Below are 18,042 nucleotides of genomic sequence, written 5' to 3'. Positions count from 1 at the left end.
CGGCCGATGGACGGCGCCAGCGCCATGCCCGACCCGGTCGCGCTGGCCAGCGCGCTGATCCGCTGCCCCAGCGTGACCCCGGCCGACGCCGGCGCGCTGGACGTGCTGCAGCGGGCGCTGCAGGGCCTGGGCTTCCGCTGCCACCGGCTGCCGTTCAGCGCCGCCGGCACGCCCGACGTCGACAACCTCTATGCGGTGATCGGCGAAGGCCGGCCGAACTTCTGCTTCGCCGGCCATACCGACGTGGTGCCGCCGGGCGCGCCCGCCGACTGGGCGGTCGACCCGTTCGCCGGCGCGGTGCGCGACGGCCTGCTGCACGGCCGCGGCGCGGCCGACATGAAGGCGGCGATCGCCGCCTTCGTCGCCGCAGCAGCCGGGTTTCTTGCCGAGTCCGGCACGCGCTGGCACGGCAGCATCAGCCTGCTGATCACCGGCGACGAGGAGGGGCCGGCGGTCAACGGCACCGCCAAGGTGCTGCGCTGGCTGGCCGACCGCGGCGAGGCGCTGGACGCCTGCGTGGTCGGCGAGCCGACCAACCCCGGCCAGCTCGGCGAGATGATCAAGATCGGCCGCCGCGGCAGCCTGAATGCGACGATCACCGTGACCGGCGTGCAGGGACACTCGGCCTATCCCCACCTCGCCGACAACCCGATCCACCATCTGGTCCGCATGCTGGCCGCGCTGACCGCCGCGCCGCTCGACTCCGGCAGTGCCCACTTCCAGCCGTCGACCCTGCAGATCACCTCGGTCGACGTCGGCAACCCGGCGACCAACGTGATCCCGGCCAAGGCGACGGCGCGGCTGAACGTCCGCTTCAACGACCTGCACAGCGGCGCCGCGGTCGCCGACTGGATCCGCGCGCGCTGCCGCGAGGCGGCACCGGAGGCAAGCCACGAAGTCGACGTCTCGATCAGCGGCGAATCCTTCCTCACCCCGCCCGGACCGTTGACCGACCTGGCCGTCGCCGCGATCGAGGCCGAACTCGGCACGACGCCGCAGCTCAGCACCACCGGCGGCACCTCGGACGCGCGCTTCATCAAGGACTTCTGCCCGGTGATCGAGTTTGGCATGGTCGGCCAGACCATGCACAAGGTCGACGAGCGGGTGGAGGTGGCCGATGTCGCGGCGCTGACGCGCATCTATCGCCGCATGCTCGACCGGTTCTTCGCTCAGCGATGATCACGTCGCAGGAGCTCAGCCGGTCGCTGTACGGCACGATCCGGCTGGCCAAGGGCGACCCGTCCGGGCTGCAGTATTTCAATGCCACGCTGGAGGGGTTCTGGAACTCGGTCGCCGCGGCGGTGATCGTCCTGCCCGGCTATGCGTTCATGACCTGGCTGGGCTATTTCATCGTCCCGGCCGAAGCCTCGGACTCCCGCATCGTCCTGGTCGAGGCGATCGCATATGTCACCCACTGGGCGGCGTTCCAGCTGGCACTGTTCTATTATTGCCGCGTCGTCGGCAAGGAGAACCGGTTCTTCCACGCCGCGGTCGCGCTGAACTGGATCGACGTGCCGGCCTATGCGGTGATGGTCGGCCTGCAGCTGTTGCTGCTGGCCGTCGGCGGCGGCGGCGGGCTGGGCGATCTGGTATCGTTCATGCTGTGGATCCTGCTGATCGCCTACAGCTGCTATGTCGCCAAGGTGGCGCTGCAGTCGTCGCTGCTGGTGGCGATCGGTCCGTTCGGCATCGCCTTTTTGCTCAACCAGCTGCTGAGCGCCGTCACCGCACACATGGTGATGCAGGGATAGGCGCGGTCAGGCCTCGCGGCCGGCGGCCCTGCCGCTCGGCACCACCACCACCTGCACCGCGACCGCGGTCATCGCCGACACCATGATCACCGCGCCGGTCGCCGCCGCGGTGCCGTCGTGCAGCAGGCTGACGGTGATCGCGGCCACGGCGCCGCCCAGCATCTCCAACGTGGTCAGCATGGCCGAGGCGCTGCCGGTCATCGCGGGATAGAGCGCGAGCGCGCGTGCCGGCGCGGTGGCGAAGACGACGCCGAGGCCGATCAGGAACACGCCGAACGGCAGGCAGAACAGCATCACCGAGGGCGTCGGCTCGGTCAGCAGCAGCAGCTCGCCGAGCCCGCCGAGCGCGAACAGGAAGATGCCGAACAGGTGGACGCGGTCGAAGCCGAGCCGGTCGATGCCGAGGCTGGCGCCGAGGGCGCCGACGATATAGCAGACCACCAGCGCCGCCTGGATCAGCCCGTAGCCGACCTCCGACACGCCGGCCGAACCGATGATGTAGAACGGGCCGCCGGTGACGAAGGCGGTCATGCCGGCGAAGCCGAGCGTCGGCAGCAGGGCATAGCCGACATAGTTGCGGCAGCACAGCAGCTGGCGATAGCGGGTGGCGAACTGGCCGAACGCCAGCGCGTGCGGGTCGCGCTGCGGCACCGTCTCCGGCAGCTTCGCCGCCAGCAGCAGCACGACCAGCAGGCCGGCGCCGCTGAGCAGCGCGTAATTCGCCTGCCAGCCGGCGAGGTTGTGGATCCAGCCGCCGAACACCGGGCCGGCCGCAGGCACGACGGCGATCGCCATGCTGATCAGCGCGATCACGCGCACCGACTTCGCCTCGTCGTGCAGGTCGCGGACGATGGCCATGCCCACCACCGGCGCCGAGGCGCCGGTCAGGCCCTGCGCCATGCGGCCGAGCGTGAACAGCTCCACCGTCGGCGCCAGCGCGGCGACCAGGCTGGCGGCGGCAAAGCCGAGCAGCGCGAGCAGCAGCACCGGGCGGCGGCCGAACCGGTCGGACAGCGGGCCCAGCAGCGGCGGGGCGATCGCATAGCCGAGCAGATTCAGCGCCATGCTGATCTGGACCGCGCGGTCGCTGGTGCCGAAGAAGGCGGGCAGCGACGGGTTGCTGGGCACGGTCAGCTCCGTCGCCAGCATGGTCACGGCAACGGCCGCGATCAGCAGGCAGGAGATCAGCCCGTCCTCGGCGCCCGTCGCGCTGCCGGCGGGGGTTCGCCGATCGCTCACGTGTTGCTCCTGATTACGATGCGTCAAGGAATCACGACAATTAGGCGTCGTCAAGGCGCGGCCGGTTCATTTCGGTGAACGAACCATGCGGCCAAGTGCAGCGATTCGTGGCGCTTGCCGGCCGTTGCCATCCCCCGATCGACCGCAGAAAGCTAGCGGTCAGTCCGCGTCCGCCGCTGTGGGATAGCGCACCGCCATGAGGCACAGCCCCTCGGCCGGCGCGGTCGGTCCGGCGGCCGCGCGGTCGCGCGCGGCGAGCGCCGCCTGCACATCGGCCGCGGTCCAGCGGCCGAGCCCGACCTCGACCAGGGTGCCGACGATGTTGCGCACCTGGTGATGCAGGAACGAACGCGCGCGCACGTCGACCTGGATTTCCTCGCCGGCGCGGGCTACCGCCAGTGCGTCCAGCGTCTTGGTCGGGCTCTTCGCCTGGCAGTGCAGTGCGCGAAAGCTGGTGAAGTCGTGCATGCCCACCAGCTGCTGGCCGGCCGTGTGCATCGCCGCGGCGTCCAGCGGCCGGGCCACGTGCCAGACCTGGCCGCGTTCCAGCGTCGGCGGCGCGCGCCGGTTGAGGATGCGATAGCGATAGGCCCGCTCGATCGCGTCGAAGCGGGCGCTGAAGCCGTCGTCGACCCGCTCGGCCGCGAGCACTGCGACCGGGTGCGGCCGCAACAGCGCGTTGAGCGCGTCGCGCACCTTGGCCGGCGGATCGTCGCGCGGGATGTCGGCATGCGCCACCTGGCCGACGGCGTGGACGCCGGAATCGGTGCGGCCGGCGGCCTGGGTGGCGACCGCCGCGCCGCAGTAGCGCGCCAGCGCCTCTTCCAGCGCCTGCTGCACCGAGGGCCCGTGGTCCTGGCGCTGCCAGCCCATGAACGGGCCGCCGTCATAGGCGAGGGTCAGCTTGAAGCGGGGCATGGCAGGCGGTCGCCGACCTGCAGCCGGGTGCCGTTGGCGAAGGCGGCGCCGTCCACCGGCGCCCGGCCGGGCCGCTGCAGCCGGTCCAGGCTCAACGCGCCGCTGCCGCATGCGACCACCAGCGGCGCGGCGACGATCGTGCCCGGCGCGCCCGCGCCGTCGGCCGGCCGTGCCGCGACCAGCTTGACCTCCTCGTCGCCGAGGCGGAACCGGGTGCCCGGCCAGGGATTGAGCGCCCGCACCATCCGGTCGAGCTCGGCCGCCGGGCGGCGCCAGTCGATGGCACCCTCGTCGCGGCTGAGCTTGGCGGCATAGGTGACGCCGTCGGCCGGCTGCGGCTCCGCCACGGCGCGACCGGCGGCAAGCGCCGGCAGCAGCGCACGCAGGCAGTCGGCGCCGAGCACGGCCACCGCATCGTGCAGGCTGGCTGCGGTCGCCTGCGGCCCGATCGGGATCGCGCCGCGGGCCAGCATCGGACCGGTATCGAGCCCGGCGTCCATCTGCATCAGGGTGACGCCGGTCTCGGCGTCGCCGGCCAGGATCGCCCGCTGGATCGGCGCGGCGCCGCGCCAGCGCGGCAGCAGCGAGGCATGGACGTTGACGCAGCCCAGCCGCGGCGCGGCCAGGATCGCCGGCGGCAGGATCAGCCCGTAGGCGACCACCACGGCGAGGTCCAGGCCGAGCGCCGCGAACGTCTGCTGCTCGACGGCGCCCTTCAGGCTGACCGGGGTGTGGACCGGGATGCGGTGCCGATCGGCGAACAGGTGCACCGGCGACGGCCGCAGCGCCTGGCCGCGGCCGGCCGGGCGCGGCGGCTGGCTGTAGACCGCGACGACGTCGTGGCCGCTGTCGCACAGCATGGCGAGCGTCGGCACCGCGAAATCGGGGGTGCCCATGAAGGCAATGCGCAATCGGGGGTCCATGGCGCGTGCAGCGGGCGACGACGCCCGCCGGTCAGGCGACCTTGCGGGCGTGGCCCTCGGCGTAGTCGGGCAGGTCGCCGGTCCGCTTGGCCTTGGTCAGCTTGCGCAGGATGATGCCGCGCTTCAGCGACGACAGGTGGTCGACGAACAGCACGCCGTCGAGGTGGTCCATCTCGTGCTGGATGCAGGTGGCGAGCAGCCCTTCGGCAGCGAGCTCGCGCTCGGCCCCGGTCTCGTCCAGATAGCGCACCACGATCCGGCGCGGTCGCTCGACCACGCCGAACTGGTTCGGCAGCGACAGGCAGCCCTCGTCATAGGAGGCCTGCTCCTCCGACATGGACAGCAGCTCCGGGTTCGCCATCTTCAGCGGGCCCGGTCCCTCGCCGTCGGCGGAATTGCTGACGTCGACCACGATCACCCGGCGCAGCACGCCGACCTGGGGCGCGGCCAGGCCGATGCCCGGGGCGTCGTACATCGTCTCCAGCATGTCCGCCATCAGCTGACGCACGTCGGCGTCGACGCCGTCGACCGGCCGGCATTTCTGCTTCAGCCGCATGTCGGGGGCGGGAATGATCAGTCTCTTGGCCATGGCGCATCAGAGGTAGGGAGTCGTTGCGAAAGCGTCAACCGCGCCGCCGGCATCAACGGCGGGCCAGCGCGGTGAACAGGCCGGCGCCGATCAGGAAGCTGCCGCCGACCCGGTTCATCAGCCGCAGCGCCTGCGGCCGCTGGAAGCGCGCCCGCAGCTGACCGGCCATCACCGCCCACAGCGCGACGTTGGCCGCCGCCAGAGCCAGGAATGTCACCTCGAAGATGACGAACTGGCCGAGCACCGGGCGGGTCGGATCGACGAACTGGGGCACGAAGGCGACGAAAAAGACGATGCCCTTCGGGTTCAGCGCGGTGACGACGAAGGAATGCCAGAACATCCGGCGCCGGTCGGCGGCGCGCATGCCGCGCAGCGCGACCCCGCCCTCGGGCCGCGCCCGCCACAGCTGGATGCCGAGCCAGATCAGATAGGCCGCGCCGACCAGCTTCAGCGCGGTGAACAGCGTGGCGGAGGCGGCGAGTACCGCGCCGGCGCCGGCCAGCGACACCGTCATCGCCGTGAAGTCGCCCAGCGTCACGCCGGGCACCGTCGCCCAGCCGCTGGAGCGGCCGTGGCCGAGGGCATAGCTGACCACCAGGATCACGGTCGGCCCGGGAATGGCCAGCAGCACCATGCTCGCGGCCGCAAAGGCCATCCAGCTTTCCCAGGACATCGTCGACCTCCTCGCCTCCGCGCGGCAATGCACACGCCGGCGGCGATCAAAGCCAGATCGCCGAAGCGGCGGCAAGCGCGATTCGCGCGGCGGGCGATCCCGAAATGTTCCTCTGTCGCGCCCGATGCTCTAGCATGGACGGACTCGGGATAGCGGAGTCGCCCCATGGATCAGCTCATCGCCCAGCATGGCCCCTGGCTCGCCGTCGGCGGTCTGGCGCTGGCAGTGCTGCTGGCGCTGATGGTGGTCGTCGGCTTCCGGCGCCAGGCGGCGGTGTCGCGGCTGCTGGCGGACCAGTCGGCACAGCTGGTGGCCGCCACCCGGCGGCTGGACGAGAACCAGCAGGCGCTGACCGGGCGGGTGGCGCAACAGGCCGACCACGGCGCCACCGCGCAGGCGCAGCTGGCGGCGCGGCTGCAGGCGCAGGAACGCGCGCTGGCCACCACCGTGGAACAGCGGCTGGCCGAGCTGAGCCGGCGGATGGCCGAGACGCTGGACAAGTCGTCGACGCGGACCACGGACTCGCTGACCGACCTGCAGAAGCGGCTGGCGGTGATCGATGCGGCGCAGCAGAAGATCAGCGACCTGTCGACCCAGATGGTCAGCCTGCAGGACATCCTGTCGAACAAGCAGGCCCGCGGCGCCTTCGGCGAGGTGCAGTTGCGCGACCTGATCGCCGGCGCGCTGCCGGCCGACGCCTATGCCTTCCAGGCCCGGGTCGGCGACGGCCGAATCGCCGACTGCCTGCTGACGCTGCCCAACCCGCCCGGCAACCTGGCGATCGACGCCAAGTTCCCGCTGGAGGGCTATTACGCGCTGCGCGACGCCGGCGACGATGCCGCGCGCAAGGCCGCGGTCGCCGGCTTCCGCCAGTCGGTGCGCAAGCACCTTGCCGACATCGCGGAGAAGTACATCGTCGCCGGCGAGACCGCCGACGCCGCGCTGATGTTCGTGCCCAGCGAAGCGGTCTATGCCGAGATCCACGCCAGCCTGCCCGACGTGGTGCAGGAATCCTATCGCCGGCGGGTGTTCATGACCTCGCCGACCACGCTGTGGGCGACGCTGAACACGCTGCGCGCGGTGGTGCGCGACGTCAGGCTGCGCGAGCATGCGCATCTGCTGCGGGCGGAGCTGCAGAAGCTGCTGGACGACGTCGGCCGGATCGACAACCGCGTCGGCAGCCTGGAGCGGCATTTCGACCAGGCCCAGAAGGATGTGGCCCAGCTGCGGGTGTCCGCCGACAAGGTGGCGCGCCGCGGCGAGAAGCTGCGCGACCTGGAGTTCGACGGGTCGGAGGGCGCGGACTCGGACGGCCCGCTTGCCTCGGTCACGCCGCTGCGGTCGATCTCCGGCGGCAGCCACGAAGGCTGAAAGCGGAGTCGCCGCGGCAGCCGGCGGCCGCTGCCGCCGACGGGACTCGCCGGCCCGGCCGGTCGGCACTACCGCTCGGTGCGGCGGATCGACCGCGCGAAGGCAGCATTCGGCTGTTGCTATGTGGCGACGACGCCACAAATTCGCGGCTGCCGTACCGTCGACTTGCGTAGTTTATGTTTCAAAATCAATCATTTGTAGGAAGAGTCTCATGTTATGGTTTGGAGGAAAAATGCGTGCCGGCCGCCACAGAGATATTCACACGCCTGCCACATTTGGTATGGTTGACCAATGGTTAACCCCACATCTGGGGGGTCGCCACGGGGGGACACGAACAACCGCCGGGGACCAGGAGGCAGAACATGGACGGCTCGGTTGCGGTTCGACAGACGGTTGGAGCTGCGGATGATTCGGCGCGTGCCGATTCGCCGTCCGGCGCCGCGACCGGATCGGAGCGCGTGCATGCGGACAGACTTGATTCCGTGTCCGGCCACAGCACATCCTCAAAGCCGGCATCGAGACGGAAGGACCGCGAAAGCGCGATGGACGGCGAGCTGATGGACCTTGCGGCGCACCGCGCCGGGCACGACCACACGGTTCTGGACGTCTACCAGAACGAACGCGGCGTGCGCGTGCGCATGGATCGCAGCCGCGACGCCAAACTGACCGCGTTCGGCAAGGCCACCCTGACCGACCGCTACCTGATGCCGGGCGAGAGCTTCCAGGACCTGTTCGCGCGGGTGGCGACGCACTTCGCCGACGACAGCGCGCACGCACAGCGCATCTACGACTACATCTCCAACCTCTGGTTCATGCCGGCGACGCCGGTGCTGTCCAACGGCGGCACCAACCGCGGCCTGCCGATCTCGTGCTTCCTCAACGAGGCCTCCGACAGCCTGGACGGCATCGTCGACCTGTGGAACGAGAATGTCTGGCTGGCGGCGCGCGGCGGCGGCATCGGCAGCTACTGGGGCAATCTGCGCTCGATCGGCGAGCAGGTCGGCCGCAACGGCAAGACCTCCGGCGTGGTCCCGTTCATCCGCGTGATGGATTCGCTGACGCTGGCGATCAGCCAGGGCTCGCTGCGGCGCGGCTCCGCTGCCGTCTACCTGCCGATCTCCCACCCCGAGATCGAGGAGTTCGTCGAGATCCGCCGGCCGACCGGCGGCGACCCGAACCGCAAGGCGCTGAACCTGCACAACGGCGTCATCATCTCCGACGACTTCATGCGCGCGGTGGAGAACGACGAGGACTGGAAGCTGATCAGTCCGAAGGACGGCAGCGTCATCCGCACGCTGAAGGCGCGCTCGATCTGGATCCGGCTGCTGACGGCGCGGATCGAGACCGGCGAGCCGTACATCATCTTCGGCGACACCGTGAACCGGGCGATTCCCGAGCATCACAAGCTGGCCGGCCTGCACGTGAAGATGTCGAACCTGTGCAGCGAGATCACGCTGCCGACCGGGCTCGACCGCTATGGCGAGGAGCGGACCGCGGTCTGCTGCCTGTCGTCGCTGAACCTCGAGACCTATCGCGAGTGGAAGGACCACCCGACGATGATCGAGGACGTGATGCGCTTCCTCGACAACGTGCTGAAGGACTTCATCGACAACGCCCCCAACGACCGCATGCGCCGCGCGCGCTATTCGGCGATGCGCGAGCGCTCGGTCGGCCTCGGCGTGATGGGCTTCCACTCGTTCCTGCAGGCCAACGGCATTCCGCTGGAATCGGCGATGGCGAAGGCGTGGAACCTGCGCATCTTCAAGCATATCCGCGAGCAGGCCGACGCCGCCTCGCAGCTGCTGGCCGACGAGCGCGGGCCCTGCCCCGACGCCGCCGACTACGGCATCAACGAGCGCTTCTCGAACAAGATCGCGATCGCGCCGACCGCGTCGATCTCGATCATCTGCGGCGGCTCGTCGCCGGGCATCGAGCCGATCGCGGCCAACGCCTATACCCACAAGACGCTGTCGGGCTCGCACAGCGTGCGCAACAAGCACCTGGAGAAGGTGCTGACGGCCAAGGGCATGAACACCGACGACGTCTGGTCTTCGATCACGGTCAACGAGGGCTCGGTCCAGCACCTCGACTTCCTGGACCAGGACGAGAAGGACGTGTTCAAGACCGCGTTCGAACTGGACCAGCGCTGGCTGATCGAACATGCCGGCGACCGCCAGCCCTTCATCTGCCAGTCGCAGTCGCTGAACATCTTCCTGCCGGCGGACGTGCACAAGCGCGACCTGCACCAGATCCACCTGATGGCCTGGAAGCGCGGGGTGAAGAGCCTCTACTACCTGCGCTCCAAGTCGATGCAGCGGGCCGACATCGTGTCCAACAACGGGTTGAAGCGGGTCGAGAAGGCCGACCCGGTCGAGCCGCGCAACTACGAGGAATGCCTCGCCTGCCAGTAGGCGGCGTCCGCCCCTCGTCCGTTCGGATCAGGCGGTCATTGCGACCGCCTGATTGCATTCGGGCCCCCGCTCGCGGGCGGACGGTCGGCGTACCGGTGCCGCTGAGACACTCCGCTTTGGTCAGCGCGGCCCGGCCCGCAGGCTCTGCAGCTCGGCAATCGCCGCGCCGGCGGCCTTTGCGGTCGCGGCGCAGGCGCGGTCGTATCCGTCGACCACCGCGCGGCCCAGCGGCGTCAGCGCGCAGCCGCCGCCGCCGCTGCCGCCCTCGCGGGTTTCCACCAGCGCGCCGCCGAACAGCCGGTTCAGCGCATCGACCAGCAGCCACGCCCGCCGGTAGGACATGCCGAGCTGCCGCGCCGCCGCGCTGATCGAGCCGGTCTGGCCGATCGCCTTCATCAGCGCGATCTTGCCCGGCCCGATCCGCCCGTCGGGACCGCCGGGATCGAGGTCGATGCGCAGGGAGACGGAAGCCATCGGCCGGATCCTGATGCGGTCAGGGCGCGACGACGGCGAAGCCGTGGCGCGCGAACACCGCGCGCGCCTCCGCCGACAGCAGATAGGCGAAGGCGGCGGCCGCCTCGTCCGGTCCGTCGCCGGCGATGCGCGCCGCCGGATAGGTGATCGGCGCATGGCTCTCCGGCGGGAACGTCGCCAGCACCGCCACGTCGGCGCTGATCGCCGCATCGGTCGCGTAGACGATGCCGAGCGGCACCTCGTCGCGTGCGACCAGCGCCAGCGTGCCGCGCACGTCGCCGGTCGCCACCACGCGCGCGGCGATGCCGTCCCACAGCCCGAGCGACACCAGCGACTGCCGGCCGTAGATGCCGGCCGGCACGCTTGTCGGGTCGGCCATCGCGAGCCGGCCGTCCGGTCCGAGCAGGGCGGCGAGATCCAGGTCCGGCCCGATCGCGACCGGCGCCGCCGGCAACGCGTCCGCGGGCGCGACCAGCACCAGGCTGTTGGCCAGCAGGTCGATCCGGCTGTCCGGCACCAGCAGGCCGGCGGCTTCGACGGCATCCATCCATTCGACATTGGCGGACAGGAAGATGTCGGCCGGCGCGCCGGCGACGATCTGCCGGGCCAGCGTCGACGAGCCGCCCAGCGACAGCCGCCATGGCTCGTTGCCGGCCTCCGCCCAGCCGGCAGCGACCTGTTCCATCGCGTCGGTCAGGCTGGCGGCGGCGAACACCGTCACCGGCTCGGCCGAGACCGGCTGTGCGGCCAGCCAGGCCGCCAGCGCGACATGCAGGGATCGGACACGCATGACGGCATTTCCTGTTCCGGCCGCTAGACGCTATATTCAGTCATATATATCGCTGCCGGGCAATCGCTGGCGTCGCGAGCGCGCGACCCATGGCCGCGCAGACCCAATATGTGGGGCATACGAGCGTTTGAACGGCTATATATGGCCGCCCGACCACAACAATCTGTTGACCGCGGCGCCGGCCCGGACCATCGTTCCCGGACGTGACGGCCCGCCCCCCGCTGGAGGAGAATGCATGTCGCTCCTGGACTCACGCCCGATGTACAAGCCCTTCTCCTATCCGTGGGCCTATGACGCCTGGCTGATGCAACAGCGCATCCACTGGCTGCCGGAGGAGGTGCCGCTGGCCGACGACGTGAAGGACTGGCACAGGACCCTGAACGACGGCGAACGCAACCTGCTGACCCAGATCTTCCGCTTCTTCACCCAGGCCGACGTCGAGGTGAACAACTGCTACATGCGGCACTATTCCCGCGTGTTCCAGCCGACCGAAGTGCAGATGATGCTGGCCGCCTTCTCCAACATGGAGACGATCCACATCGCGGCCTACTCGCACCTGCTCGACACCATCGGCATGCCCGAGGTCGAGTACCAGGCCTTCCTCCACTACAAGGAGATGAAGGACAAGTACGACTACATGCAGCAGTGGGGCGTGGACACGCCGCGCGACATCGCCAAGACGCTGGCCGTATTCGGCGCGTTCACCGAGGGCCTGCAGCTGTTCGCCAGCTTCGCGATCCTGATGAACTTCCCGCGCTTCAACAAGATGAAGGGCATGGGCCAGATCGTGACCTGGTCGGCGCGCGACGAGACGCTGCACACCACCTCGATCATCCGCCTGTTCCGCACCTTCATCGAGGAGAACCGCGCGGTGTGGGACGACGACCTGCGCCACGACCTCTACCGGGCCTGCGAGACCATCGTCACCCACGAGGACGCGTTCATCGATCTCGCCTTCGAGATGGGCGCCGTCGACGGGCTGAGCGCCGACGAGGTCAAGCGCTACATCCGCTACATCGCCGACCGGCGGCTGGGCCAGCTGCAGCTGCAGCCGATCTATCGCATCGAGAAGAATCCGCTGCCGTGGATGGACGAGATGCTGAATGGCGTCGAGCACACCAACTTCTTCGAGAACCGGGCGACCGAATACACCAAGGCCGCGACCACCGGCTCGTGGGAGGAAGCCTTCGAGTAGTGCGGTTCCGCGCCGCGGCCCCACATCGCCACACGGCCGGCCAAATCGTGATAGAGTATTGCCATTCGGCAAGCTCGGCCCCATCCCCACCCCATCCGGGGCCCCGCCGCGGAGAACAGAATGGACGACACCGGTGCGAAGCCGAAGGGCGGCAGCCCGACCACGCTGCGCGATGACGAGATCAAGACCCAGCCGTCGCTGAGCCGCCGTGGCCTGCTCGGCCTCGTCGCCGGCGCGACCGGCGCCGGCGTGGCATCGTGCGTGCCGGCGGGCGGCGGAGGCGGCGGGTTCATCTCGCCGGCGCCGACGCCGGTGAACAACCCCTCGCCCACCGCCGTCTACACCGGCTACAGCGACGGCGATGCCGGCAAATACAGCGATCCGGCCGGCTACGGCCGCCACGGCGGCGGCGGCTTCGGCACCTATACCGGCTACTCGGACGCGGATGCCGGGCAGTTCGCCGACCAGGCCGGCTATGGCCGCGGCGGCAGCAGCAGCGGTGGCGCCTATACCGGCCTCAACGACAACGACACCGGCGCCTATGCCGACGCGGCGGGTTACGGCCGCGGCGGCAGCAGCAGCGGTGGCGCCTACACCGGCCTCAACGACAACGACACCGGCGCCTATGCCGATGCGGCGGGTTACGGCCGCAGCGGCGGCAGCAGCGGCGTCTACACCGGCCTCAGCGACAACGACAGCGGCGCCTATGGCGACGCGGCGGGCTATGGCCATGGCGGCGGCGGTGGCGGCTATACCGGGCTCAACGACAGCGACAGCGGCGCCTATCAGGACCCCTCCGGCTACGGCCGCCGGGGCTGGTGACAGCCGCGCATCCCCGGCCGACCGGCTGCCAAACGGAATGACGGAAGACCGCGGGCTGGGCTGGCTCGTGGCGCCGGTTCCGGTGGACGCGTTCCTGCGCGACCACTGGGAACGCAACGCGATGAGCGTGGCGCGCAACCAGCCCGACCGCTTCGCCGGCCTGTTGACGATGGACGACATCGACGGCGTGCTGACCGGCGGTCGGCTGCGCGGCGACGACCTGCAGATGACCAACGCCGCGCGCGCGGTGACGCCGCAGGCCTATCTTTACCCCTCCGGCGTGGTCGACCCGGTGCGGCTGTTCCAGGAATATGCCGACGGCAGCACCATCATCCTGCCGCAGCTGCACGAGCGGCTGCCGCGCCTGGCCGGCCTGTGCCGTGCGCTGGAGCGCGAGGTCGGGGCGCGGTTCCAGACCAACATCTATCTCACGCCCGGCAACGCCCAGGGCTTCAAGCGCCACTACGACAACCACGACGTGTTCGTGCTGCAGGTGGCCGGGCGCAAGCACTGGCGGCTGTACGACGCGCCGGTGGAACTGCCGATGCAGGGCCAGGGCTTCAAGCCCGAAGCGCATCCGGAGGGCCCGGTCACGGCGGCATTCACGCTGGCGCCGGGCGACACCGCCTATGTGCCGCGCGGGCTGATGCACGACGCCGAATCCGACGGGGCGCCGTCGCTGCACATCACGCTCGGCGTGCTGCCGCGCACGTGGCACGACCTGTTCTTCGAGGCGCTAGCCGCGGTCAGCCTGCAGGAACCGGCCCTGCGCCGCGGCCTGCCGCCCGGCTTCGTCCGCGCCGGCTTCGATCGCGGCGCGGCCAGGGCGACCTTCGCGGACCTGGCCGACCGGATCAGGGCGGCGATGGATTTCGACGCCGCGCTCGACCGCTTCGCCGACGAGATCGTCGGCACCCGCCAGCCGCTGCTGTGGGGCCAGCTCGACCAGGTGCGGCGCCTGGCCGACCTGGCCGTTGACAACGTTGTCAGCGCGCGGCCGGACCTGGTCACCCGCATCGAGCGCCGCGACGACGACGTCACCGTGCACTGCTACGGCAACGCCGTCGCGCTGCCGGCCCATGCCGCAGACGCGCTGCTGGCGATCCTGGACGGGCCGCCGTGCCGGATCGCCGACCTGCCCGGCCCGCTCGACGCCGAAGGCCGGCTCGTGCTGGTGCGACGGCTGGTGCGCGAGGGCCTGGCGGTCGTGCAGTAGGGCGGGGCCTACACGCCGAAACGGGCGCGGATGGCGGCCAGCGCGACCGACAGCCGGTCATCCGCCGGGCCCTCCAGGGCCACATAGTCGAGCCCGCGCCGCTGCAGCTCGGCCTCGCATAGACGGTGAAAGCGCGCGCGGGTCGCCGCATCGGCGAAATAGCGCGTGCCGTCGTCGTCCCAGGGGACGTCGATGCCGGTGAGCAGGTACAGGTCGGCCGGGTCGTCGAACGCGGTCAGCCAGTCGGGCCGCCGGCCCAGCAGCATCTCCGCCCAGACCGCGGTCAGCACCGGGTCGGTGTCCTCGACCAGGATGCGGTTGGCGCTGCGCCGTGCCGCGGCGCTGGCGGCGCTGTGGCCGGCGACGATGGCCGCAAGCGCAGGCTCGTCGATGGCGGTACCGAAGGCGTCGGTATGGGTGCGCGCGTATTCCGGCACCCAGGTCGTCTGCAAGCGCTCGGCCAGCAGGCGCGCGAGCGTCGTCTTGCCGCTGCTCTCCGGGCCGAACAGCACCACCCGCCGCACGAACCACGGCCGCACCGGCGCCGGCACGAACGCCCAGTGGCGGAACGGGTCGGCCAGGATGGCGGAGCCGGCGACGGGCACGGCCTGGCGCAGCGGATCGACCGGCACGAAGCGGGCGCCGACTTCTGAAGCCAGCCGGTGGCCGTAGGACTCCGAAGCGAACACCATGTCGACCGGCTCCGGGTGGAACGCGCCGACGATGTCGCGCCAGATCGCCCAGAAGTCCGGATGGTCCTCCGGCCGCTGCGGCACGTCGGGCCGGTCGAGATGCACGACCCGCGCGCCGGGCACCAGCGCGCGCATCCAGCCGAGCCGGACATCGCCCGGGATCGGGTCGCCGGGCAGGCTGCACAGCAGCACCGTCAGCCGGTCGACCCGCGCGGCGGCGAAGTCGCAGAGGAAGACGTGACCGAGATGCGGCGGCAGGAACTTGCCGAGCAGGAAACCGCGCGTCACCGCACCGGCACCGGCACCGCCCGCCGCGCGCCCAGCCAGGAAACCAGGCCGACGACGGCGAGACACAGGAAGACCGCATAGAGGCCGGCGGTCAGCTGCAGGTCCTTGAACCAGAACAGGACGATCGCGTCGATGTCGGTGACGATCCAGAACAGCCAGTTCTCGATCCGCCGCATCGACAGCAGGATCTGCGCGGTCACGCTCATCGCCGCGACGGAGGCATCCCAGTAGGGCACGGCCGCATCGGTATAGGTGGCCATCAGCCAGCCGAGCGCGAGCCAGCCGAGCGCGGTCAGCGCGACCGTGGCAAGGCGCCAGTGCAAGGTCAGCGTCTCGACGCGAATCCGGCCGTCGTCGGCCCGGCCGTTGAGCCAGTGCCACAAGCCGAAGATCTGCGCGACGAAGAAGAACACCTGCAGCAGCGCGTCGCTGTACAGGCGATAGTCGTAGAAGATCACCGCATAGAGCGCGACCATGGCGAAGCCGAACGGATAGTTCCAGATGCTGCGCCGGATGATCAGCCCGACATTGGCGAGGCCCAGCAGGACCGCGATGATCTCCGGTGTGCTCACGTCCCGCTCCGTCGGTGATGAGTGCCGGCAGGGGCACAACCGCCGGCCCGAGGCATTCCCCTGCCCGGCCACCGCCGCCTGGCGGGCCGGGCTATTCGGGGGGAGGCAGACCCTACACGAATCGTCCGCTGCGGCAAGGCTCGCCGCCGCCAACGGTGCCGCCGCGCCGGCAGCGTGCGGCGCCGCGCGGACGGCGCGGCTGTCGGCCCGGTCCCGGCCGGGCCGCAAGCCGCTTGCCGGCCGCAGCGGCGCACCGCCTACTGGCGGCATGACCTTGCGAATCGCCAACCGCGATGCCCGTCGCCTGGTGCTCGCGCTGCAGGGCCTTGCCGACCCGCCGCGCCGGGCTATGGACACCGACCGGCTGCACGACCTGATCGAGCGGCTGGGCTTCGTACAGCTCGACAGCATCCAGACGGTGGCGCGCGCCCACCACATGATCCTGCGCGCCCGCTGCGACGGCTATCGCCCGGCGCTGCTGCATCGCCTGCACGAGCGCGAGCGGCGGCTGTTCGAACATTGGACCCATGACGCCGCGCTGATCCCGGTCGCCTTCTATCCGCACTGGCAGCGCCGCTTCGCCCGCGAGACGGAGCGGACGGCCGAACGCTTCGCGCGCTGGCATGGCCCGGAATTCGACCGCGAGGTCGCGGCCATCGTCGAGCGGATTGCCGGCGACGGCCCGATCATGGCGCGCGACGTCTCGCAGCCGCGGCCGGGCGGCGCCGGCGGCTGGTGGAACTGGCACGACGGCAAGATCGCGCTGGAGTTCCTGTGGCGCAGCGGCCGGCTGGCGATCCCGGCCCGGCAGAACTTCCAGAAGGTCTACGACCTCGCCGAGCGGGTGATTCCGGAGGCGCACCGCCATGTCGTCGACGAGGCCGCGTTCGTCGACTGGGCCTGCGCCGGCGCGCTCGCACGGCTGGGCTTCGCCGCACCGGGCGACATCGCCCGGTTCTGGGACCTGGTCTCGATCGACGAGGCCAAGGCGTGGTGCACCGCCGCGGAAGCGGCGGGTGCGGCCCGCCGCGTGACCGTTGAGCAGGACGGCGGTACGCGCGAGGCGACGCTGCTGGCCCGGCCGGACATCGAAGAGCTGCTCGGCCGTTCGACCGATCCGCCGGACCGCTTGCGCGCGCTGAGCCCGTTCGATCCGGTGGCGCGCGACCGCAAGCGGCTGGAGCAGCTGTTCGGCTTCGACTTCCGGATCGAGGTGTTCGTGCCGGCGCCGAAGCGGCGCTACGGCTACTATGTGTTTCCGCTGCTGGAGGGCGACCGGTTCGTCGGCCGCATCGACATGGCGGCGGACCGCGACGGCGATGCCCTGGCGGTCAAGGCGTTGTGGCTGGAGCCCGGCGTGCGGCCGAGCAAGGCGCGGCTGGGCCGGCTGGATGCCGAACTGGACCGCCAGCGCCGATTCGTCGGGCTGGGCACGGTGCGCCACGCCGACGGCTGGCTGCGGCCGGCCGGCTGACGCCGCCGGCCAGACCGCTTACAGGTCGGCCGGCGCCCCTGCCGCCGCCTGCGCCGCCCACGCTCGCCGCCCCAACCGGAAGAACGGCAGGGTCAGGCCATAGACGTCGCACTCGCCCTCGCGGCGCAGTCCGAGCTTGGTCAACACCCGCTGCGAGGCGTGGTTTTCCGGATGGGTGACCCCGGCGATCTGGTCGTGGCCGAGGTGCGCGAAGCCGTGCGCGATCACGCGCCGGCCGGCCTCGGTGGCGACGCCGCGGCCCCAGGCGTGGGCGAAATAGCGATAGCCGATCTCGAACAGCGGCGGGGCGTGCGGCGAGCGTAGCGGCAGCGGGAAGAGGCCGCACCAGCCGAGCAGACGTCCGCCCGTCCGGCCGTGCACAAGCCAGAAGCCGCCCCGTCGCGGCCAGCCCTCGGCGAGCCGCTGCGCCAGCCAGTGCGGCCGGGTCCAGCGGCTGGCCGGCCCGCCGACGAAGCGCATCACCACCGGGTCGGCATCGATCTCGACGCAGCCGGCGATTGCTTCAAAGGTCAACGGCCGCAGGGCGAGCCGCGGCGTTTCGAGCAGGTTCTGGTCCATTGCCGATGTGTGCCTTTGCATGGACGGCCGGCCGGCCGCTATCATCCCGGCGAACGGGCGGCGAT

General features: G+C 70.8%; 18 protein-coding genes. 8 read left to right on the top strand and 10 right to left on the bottom strand.

What is annotated here, in order from left to right; translation table 11 throughout:
- Window positions 1–6: 6 nt before the first annotated feature.
- Both dapE and R3F55_01820 read left to right on the top strand, forming a co-directional pair.
- Window positions 7–1,179: a succinyl-diaminopimelate desuccinylase gene (gene dapE / locus R3F55_01825; protein MEZ5666174.1), complete on the top strand. Its 1,173-nt coding sequence runs from the start codon at window positions 7–9 to the stop codon at window positions 1,177–1,179.
- The gene (locus R3F55_01820) at window positions 1,176–1,751 is read left to right on the top strand and encodes a hypothetical protein (protein MEZ5666173.1); all 576 of its coding nucleotides are present in this window, start codon (window positions 1,176–1,178) and stop codon (window positions 1,749–1,751) included. Before dapE ends, R3F55_01820 begins: the two co-directional genes overlap by 4 nt.
- A gap of 6 nt (window positions 1,752–1,757) precedes the next feature.
- Here the strand turns inward: R3F55_01820 and R3F55_01815 are convergent, their stop codons facing one another.
- The 5 genes from R3F55_01815 to R3F55_01795 all read right to left on the bottom strand — a co-directional run bounded on the left by R3F55_01815 (window position 1,758) and on the right by R3F55_01795 (window position 6,093).
- A complete protein-coding gene (locus R3F55_01815) occupies window positions 1,758–2,990 on the bottom strand; it encodes a Bcr/CflA family efflux MFS transporter (GenBank protein MEZ5666172.1) in 1,233 nt (410 codons plus the stop codon).
- Between the two features lie 159 nt (window positions 2,991–3,149).
- Window positions 3,150–3,908 (bottom strand): tRNA pseudouridine(38-40) synthase TruA, encoded by a 759-nt coding sequence (truA, locus tag R3F55_01810; GenBank protein MEZ5666171.1) that lies wholly within the window; start codon window positions 3,906–3,908, stop codon window positions 3,150–3,152.
- The gene (gene fmt, locus R3F55_01805; GenBank protein MEZ5666170.1) at window positions 3,890–4,831 is read right to left on the bottom strand and encodes a methionyl-tRNA formyltransferase; all 942 of its coding nucleotides are present in this window, start codon (window positions 4,829–4,831) and stop codon (window positions 3,890–3,892) included. Before fmt ends, truA begins: the two co-directional genes overlap by 19 nt.
- Window positions 4,832–4,862: 31 nt before the next feature.
- Window positions 4,863–5,420: a peptide deformylase gene (gene def, locus R3F55_01800; GenBank protein MEZ5666169.1), complete on the bottom strand. Its 558-nt coding sequence runs from the start codon at window positions 5,418–5,420 to the stop codon at window positions 4,863–4,865.
- A gap of 52 nt (window positions 5,421–5,472) precedes the next feature.
- The gene (locus R3F55_01795; protein ID MEZ5666168.1) at window positions 5,473–6,093 is read right to left on the bottom strand and encodes a LysE family translocator; all 621 of its coding nucleotides are present in this window, start codon (window positions 6,091–6,093) and stop codon (window positions 5,473–5,475) included.
- A 165-nt stretch (window positions 6,094–6,258) separates the two neighbouring features.
- Between R3F55_01795 and rmuC the strand changes: the two genes are divergently transcribed.
- Together rmuC and R3F55_01785 are read left to right on the top strand one after the other, a co-directional pair.
- A complete protein-coding gene (gene rmuC / locus R3F55_01790) occupies window positions 6,259–7,464 on the top strand; it encodes a DNA recombination protein RmuC (GenBank protein ID MEZ5666167.1) in 1,206 nt (401 codons plus the stop codon).
- Window positions 7,465–8,021: 557 nt separating this feature from the next.
- Window positions 8,022–9,875 carry a ribonucleoside-diphosphate reductase subunit alpha gene (locus tag R3F55_01785; protein ID MEZ5666166.1) on the top strand — a complete coding sequence of 618 codons (1,854 nt, stop codon included), beginning with the start codon at window positions 8,022–8,024 and terminating at the stop codon, window positions 9,873–9,875.
- A gap of 120 nt (window positions 9,876–9,995) precedes the next feature.
- Here the strand turns inward: R3F55_01785 and R3F55_01780 are convergent, their stop codons facing one another.
- Together R3F55_01780 and modA are read right to left on the bottom strand one after the other, a co-directional pair.
- A complete protein-coding gene (locus R3F55_01780; GenBank protein MEZ5666165.1) occupies window positions 9,996–10,349 on the bottom strand; it encodes a LysR family transcriptional regulator in 354 nt (117 codons plus the stop codon).
- A 19-nt stretch (window positions 10,350–10,368) separates the two neighbouring features.
- The gene (gene modA, locus R3F55_01775; GenBank protein ID MEZ5666164.1) at window positions 10,369–11,139 is read right to left on the bottom strand and encodes a molybdate ABC transporter substrate-binding protein; all 771 of its coding nucleotides are present in this window, start codon (window positions 11,137–11,139) and stop codon (window positions 10,369–10,371) included.
- 235 nt (window positions 11,140–11,374) lie between these two features.
- Here modA and R3F55_01770 point away from each other — a divergent pair, with 235 nt between their 5' ends.
- The 3 genes from R3F55_01770 (at window position 11,375) to R3F55_01760 (ending at window position 14,372) form a co-directional block, all read left to right on the top strand.
- Complete coding sequence (locus R3F55_01770; GenBank protein ID MEZ5666163.1) at window positions 11,375–12,334, top strand: ribonucleotide-diphosphate reductase subunit beta; 960 nt, start codon at window positions 11,375–11,377, stop codon at window positions 12,332–12,334.
- 120 nt (window positions 12,335–12,454) lie between these two features.
- The gene (locus R3F55_01765) at window positions 12,455–13,156 is read left to right on the top strand and encodes a hypothetical protein (protein MEZ5666162.1); all 702 of its coding nucleotides are present in this window, start codon (window positions 12,455–12,457) and stop codon (window positions 13,154–13,156) included.
- Between the two features lie 37 nt (window positions 13,157–13,193).
- On the top strand, window positions 13,194–14,372 hold the full coding sequence (locus R3F55_01760; protein MEZ5666161.1) for a cupin domain-containing protein: 1,179 nt from the start codon (window positions 13,194–13,196) through the stop codon (window positions 14,370–14,372).
- Between the two features lie 8 nt (window positions 14,373–14,380).
- Here R3F55_01760 and R3F55_01755 read toward each other — a convergent pair whose 3' ends face one another.
- Both R3F55_01755 and pnuC read right to left on the bottom strand, forming a co-directional pair.
- Window positions 14,381–15,352 (bottom strand): AAA family ATPase, encoded by a 972-nt coding sequence (locus R3F55_01755; GenBank protein ID MEZ5666160.1) that lies wholly within the window; start codon window positions 15,350–15,352, stop codon window positions 14,381–14,383.
- Window positions 15,349–15,924 carry a nicotinamide riboside transporter PnuC gene (gene pnuC / locus R3F55_01750; protein MEZ5666159.1) on the bottom strand — a complete coding sequence of 192 codons (576 nt, stop codon included), beginning with the start codon at window positions 15,922–15,924 and terminating at the stop codon, window positions 15,349–15,351. Before pnuC ends, R3F55_01755 begins: the two co-directional genes overlap by 4 nt.
- A gap of 268 nt (window positions 15,925–16,192) precedes the next feature.
- Here pnuC and R3F55_01745 point away from each other — a divergent pair, with 268 nt between their 5' ends.
- Window positions 16,193–17,398 carry a crosslink repair DNA glycosylase YcaQ family protein gene (locus R3F55_01745; GenBank protein MEZ5666158.1) on the top strand — a complete coding sequence of 402 codons (1,206 nt, stop codon included), beginning with the start codon at window positions 16,193–16,195 and terminating at the stop codon, window positions 17,396–17,398.
- Window positions 17,399–17,416: 18 nt separating this feature from the next.
- Here R3F55_01745 and R3F55_01740 read toward each other — a convergent pair whose 3' ends face one another.
- Window positions 17,417–17,977, bottom strand: coding sequence for a GNAT family N-acetyltransferase (locus R3F55_01740; GenBank protein ID MEZ5666157.1), 561 nt, complete (start codon window positions 17,975–17,977; stop codon window positions 17,417–17,419).
- Window positions 17,978–18,042 lie beyond the last annotated feature (65 nt).

The organism is Alphaproteobacteria bacterium (assembly GCA_041396705.1).
Taxonomy (GTDB): domain Bacteria; phylum Pseudomonadota; class Alphaproteobacteria; order CALKHQ01; family CALKHQ01; genus CALKHQ01.
This window is presented reverse-complemented; position numbering and strand designations above follow the sequence as displayed.

Excerpts from the sequence above, each read along its gene's own strand:
- R3F55_01745 (MEZ5666158.1), top strand. The coding sequence starts at position 16,193 with ATGACCTTGCGAATCGCCAACCGCGATGCCCGTCGCCTGGTGCTCGCG.
- R3F55_01795 (MEZ5666168.1), bottom strand. The coding sequence starts at position 6,093 with ATGTCCTGGGAAAGCTGGATGGCCTTTGCGGCCGCGAGCATGGTGCTG.
- fmt (MEZ5666170.1), bottom strand. The coding sequence starts at position 4,831 with ATGGACCCCCGATTGCGCATTGCCTTCATGGGCACCCCCGATTTCGCG.
- R3F55_01820 (MEZ5666173.1), top strand. The coding sequence starts at position 1,176 with ATGATCACGTCGCAGGAGCTCAGCCGGTCGCTGTACGGCACGATCCGG.
- R3F55_01740 (MEZ5666157.1), bottom strand. The coding sequence starts at position 17,977 with ATGGACCAGAACCTGCTCGAAACGCCGCGGCTCGCCCTGCGGCCGTTG.
- R3F55_01760 (MEZ5666161.1), top strand. The coding sequence starts at position 13,194 with ATGACGGAAGACCGCGGGCTGGGCTGGCTCGTGGCGCCGGTTCCGGTG.
- def (MEZ5666169.1), bottom strand. The coding sequence starts at position 5,420 with ATGGCCAAGAGACTGATCATTCCCGCCCCCGACATGCGGCTGAAGCAG.
- R3F55_01780 (MEZ5666165.1), bottom strand. The coding sequence starts at position 10,349 with ATGGCTTCCGTCTCCCTGCGCATCGACCTCGATCCCGGCGGTCCCGAC.
- dapE (MEZ5666174.1), top strand. The coding sequence starts at position 7 with ATGGACGGCGCCAGCGCCATGCCCGACCCGGTCGCGCTGGCCAGCGCG.
- rmuC (MEZ5666167.1), top strand. The coding sequence starts at position 6,259 with ATGGATCAGCTCATCGCCCAGCATGGCCCCTGGCTCGCCGTCGGCGGT.
- truA (MEZ5666171.1), bottom strand. The coding sequence starts at position 3,908 with ATGCCCCGCTTCAAGCTGACCCTCGCCTATGACGGCGGCCCGTTCATG.
- modA (MEZ5666164.1), bottom strand. The coding sequence starts at position 11,139 with ATGCGTGTCCGATCCCTGCATGTCGCGCTGGCGGCCTGGCTGGCCGCA.
- R3F55_01785 (MEZ5666166.1), top strand. The coding sequence starts at position 8,022 with ATGGACCTTGCGGCGCACCGCGCCGGGCACGACCACACGGTTCTGGAC.
- R3F55_01770 (MEZ5666163.1), top strand. The coding sequence starts at position 11,375 with ATGTCGCTCCTGGACTCACGCCCGATGTACAAGCCCTTCTCCTATCCG.
- R3F55_01765 (MEZ5666162.1), top strand. The coding sequence starts at position 12,455 with ATGGACGACACCGGTGCGAAGCCGAAGGGCGGCAGCCCGACCACGCTG.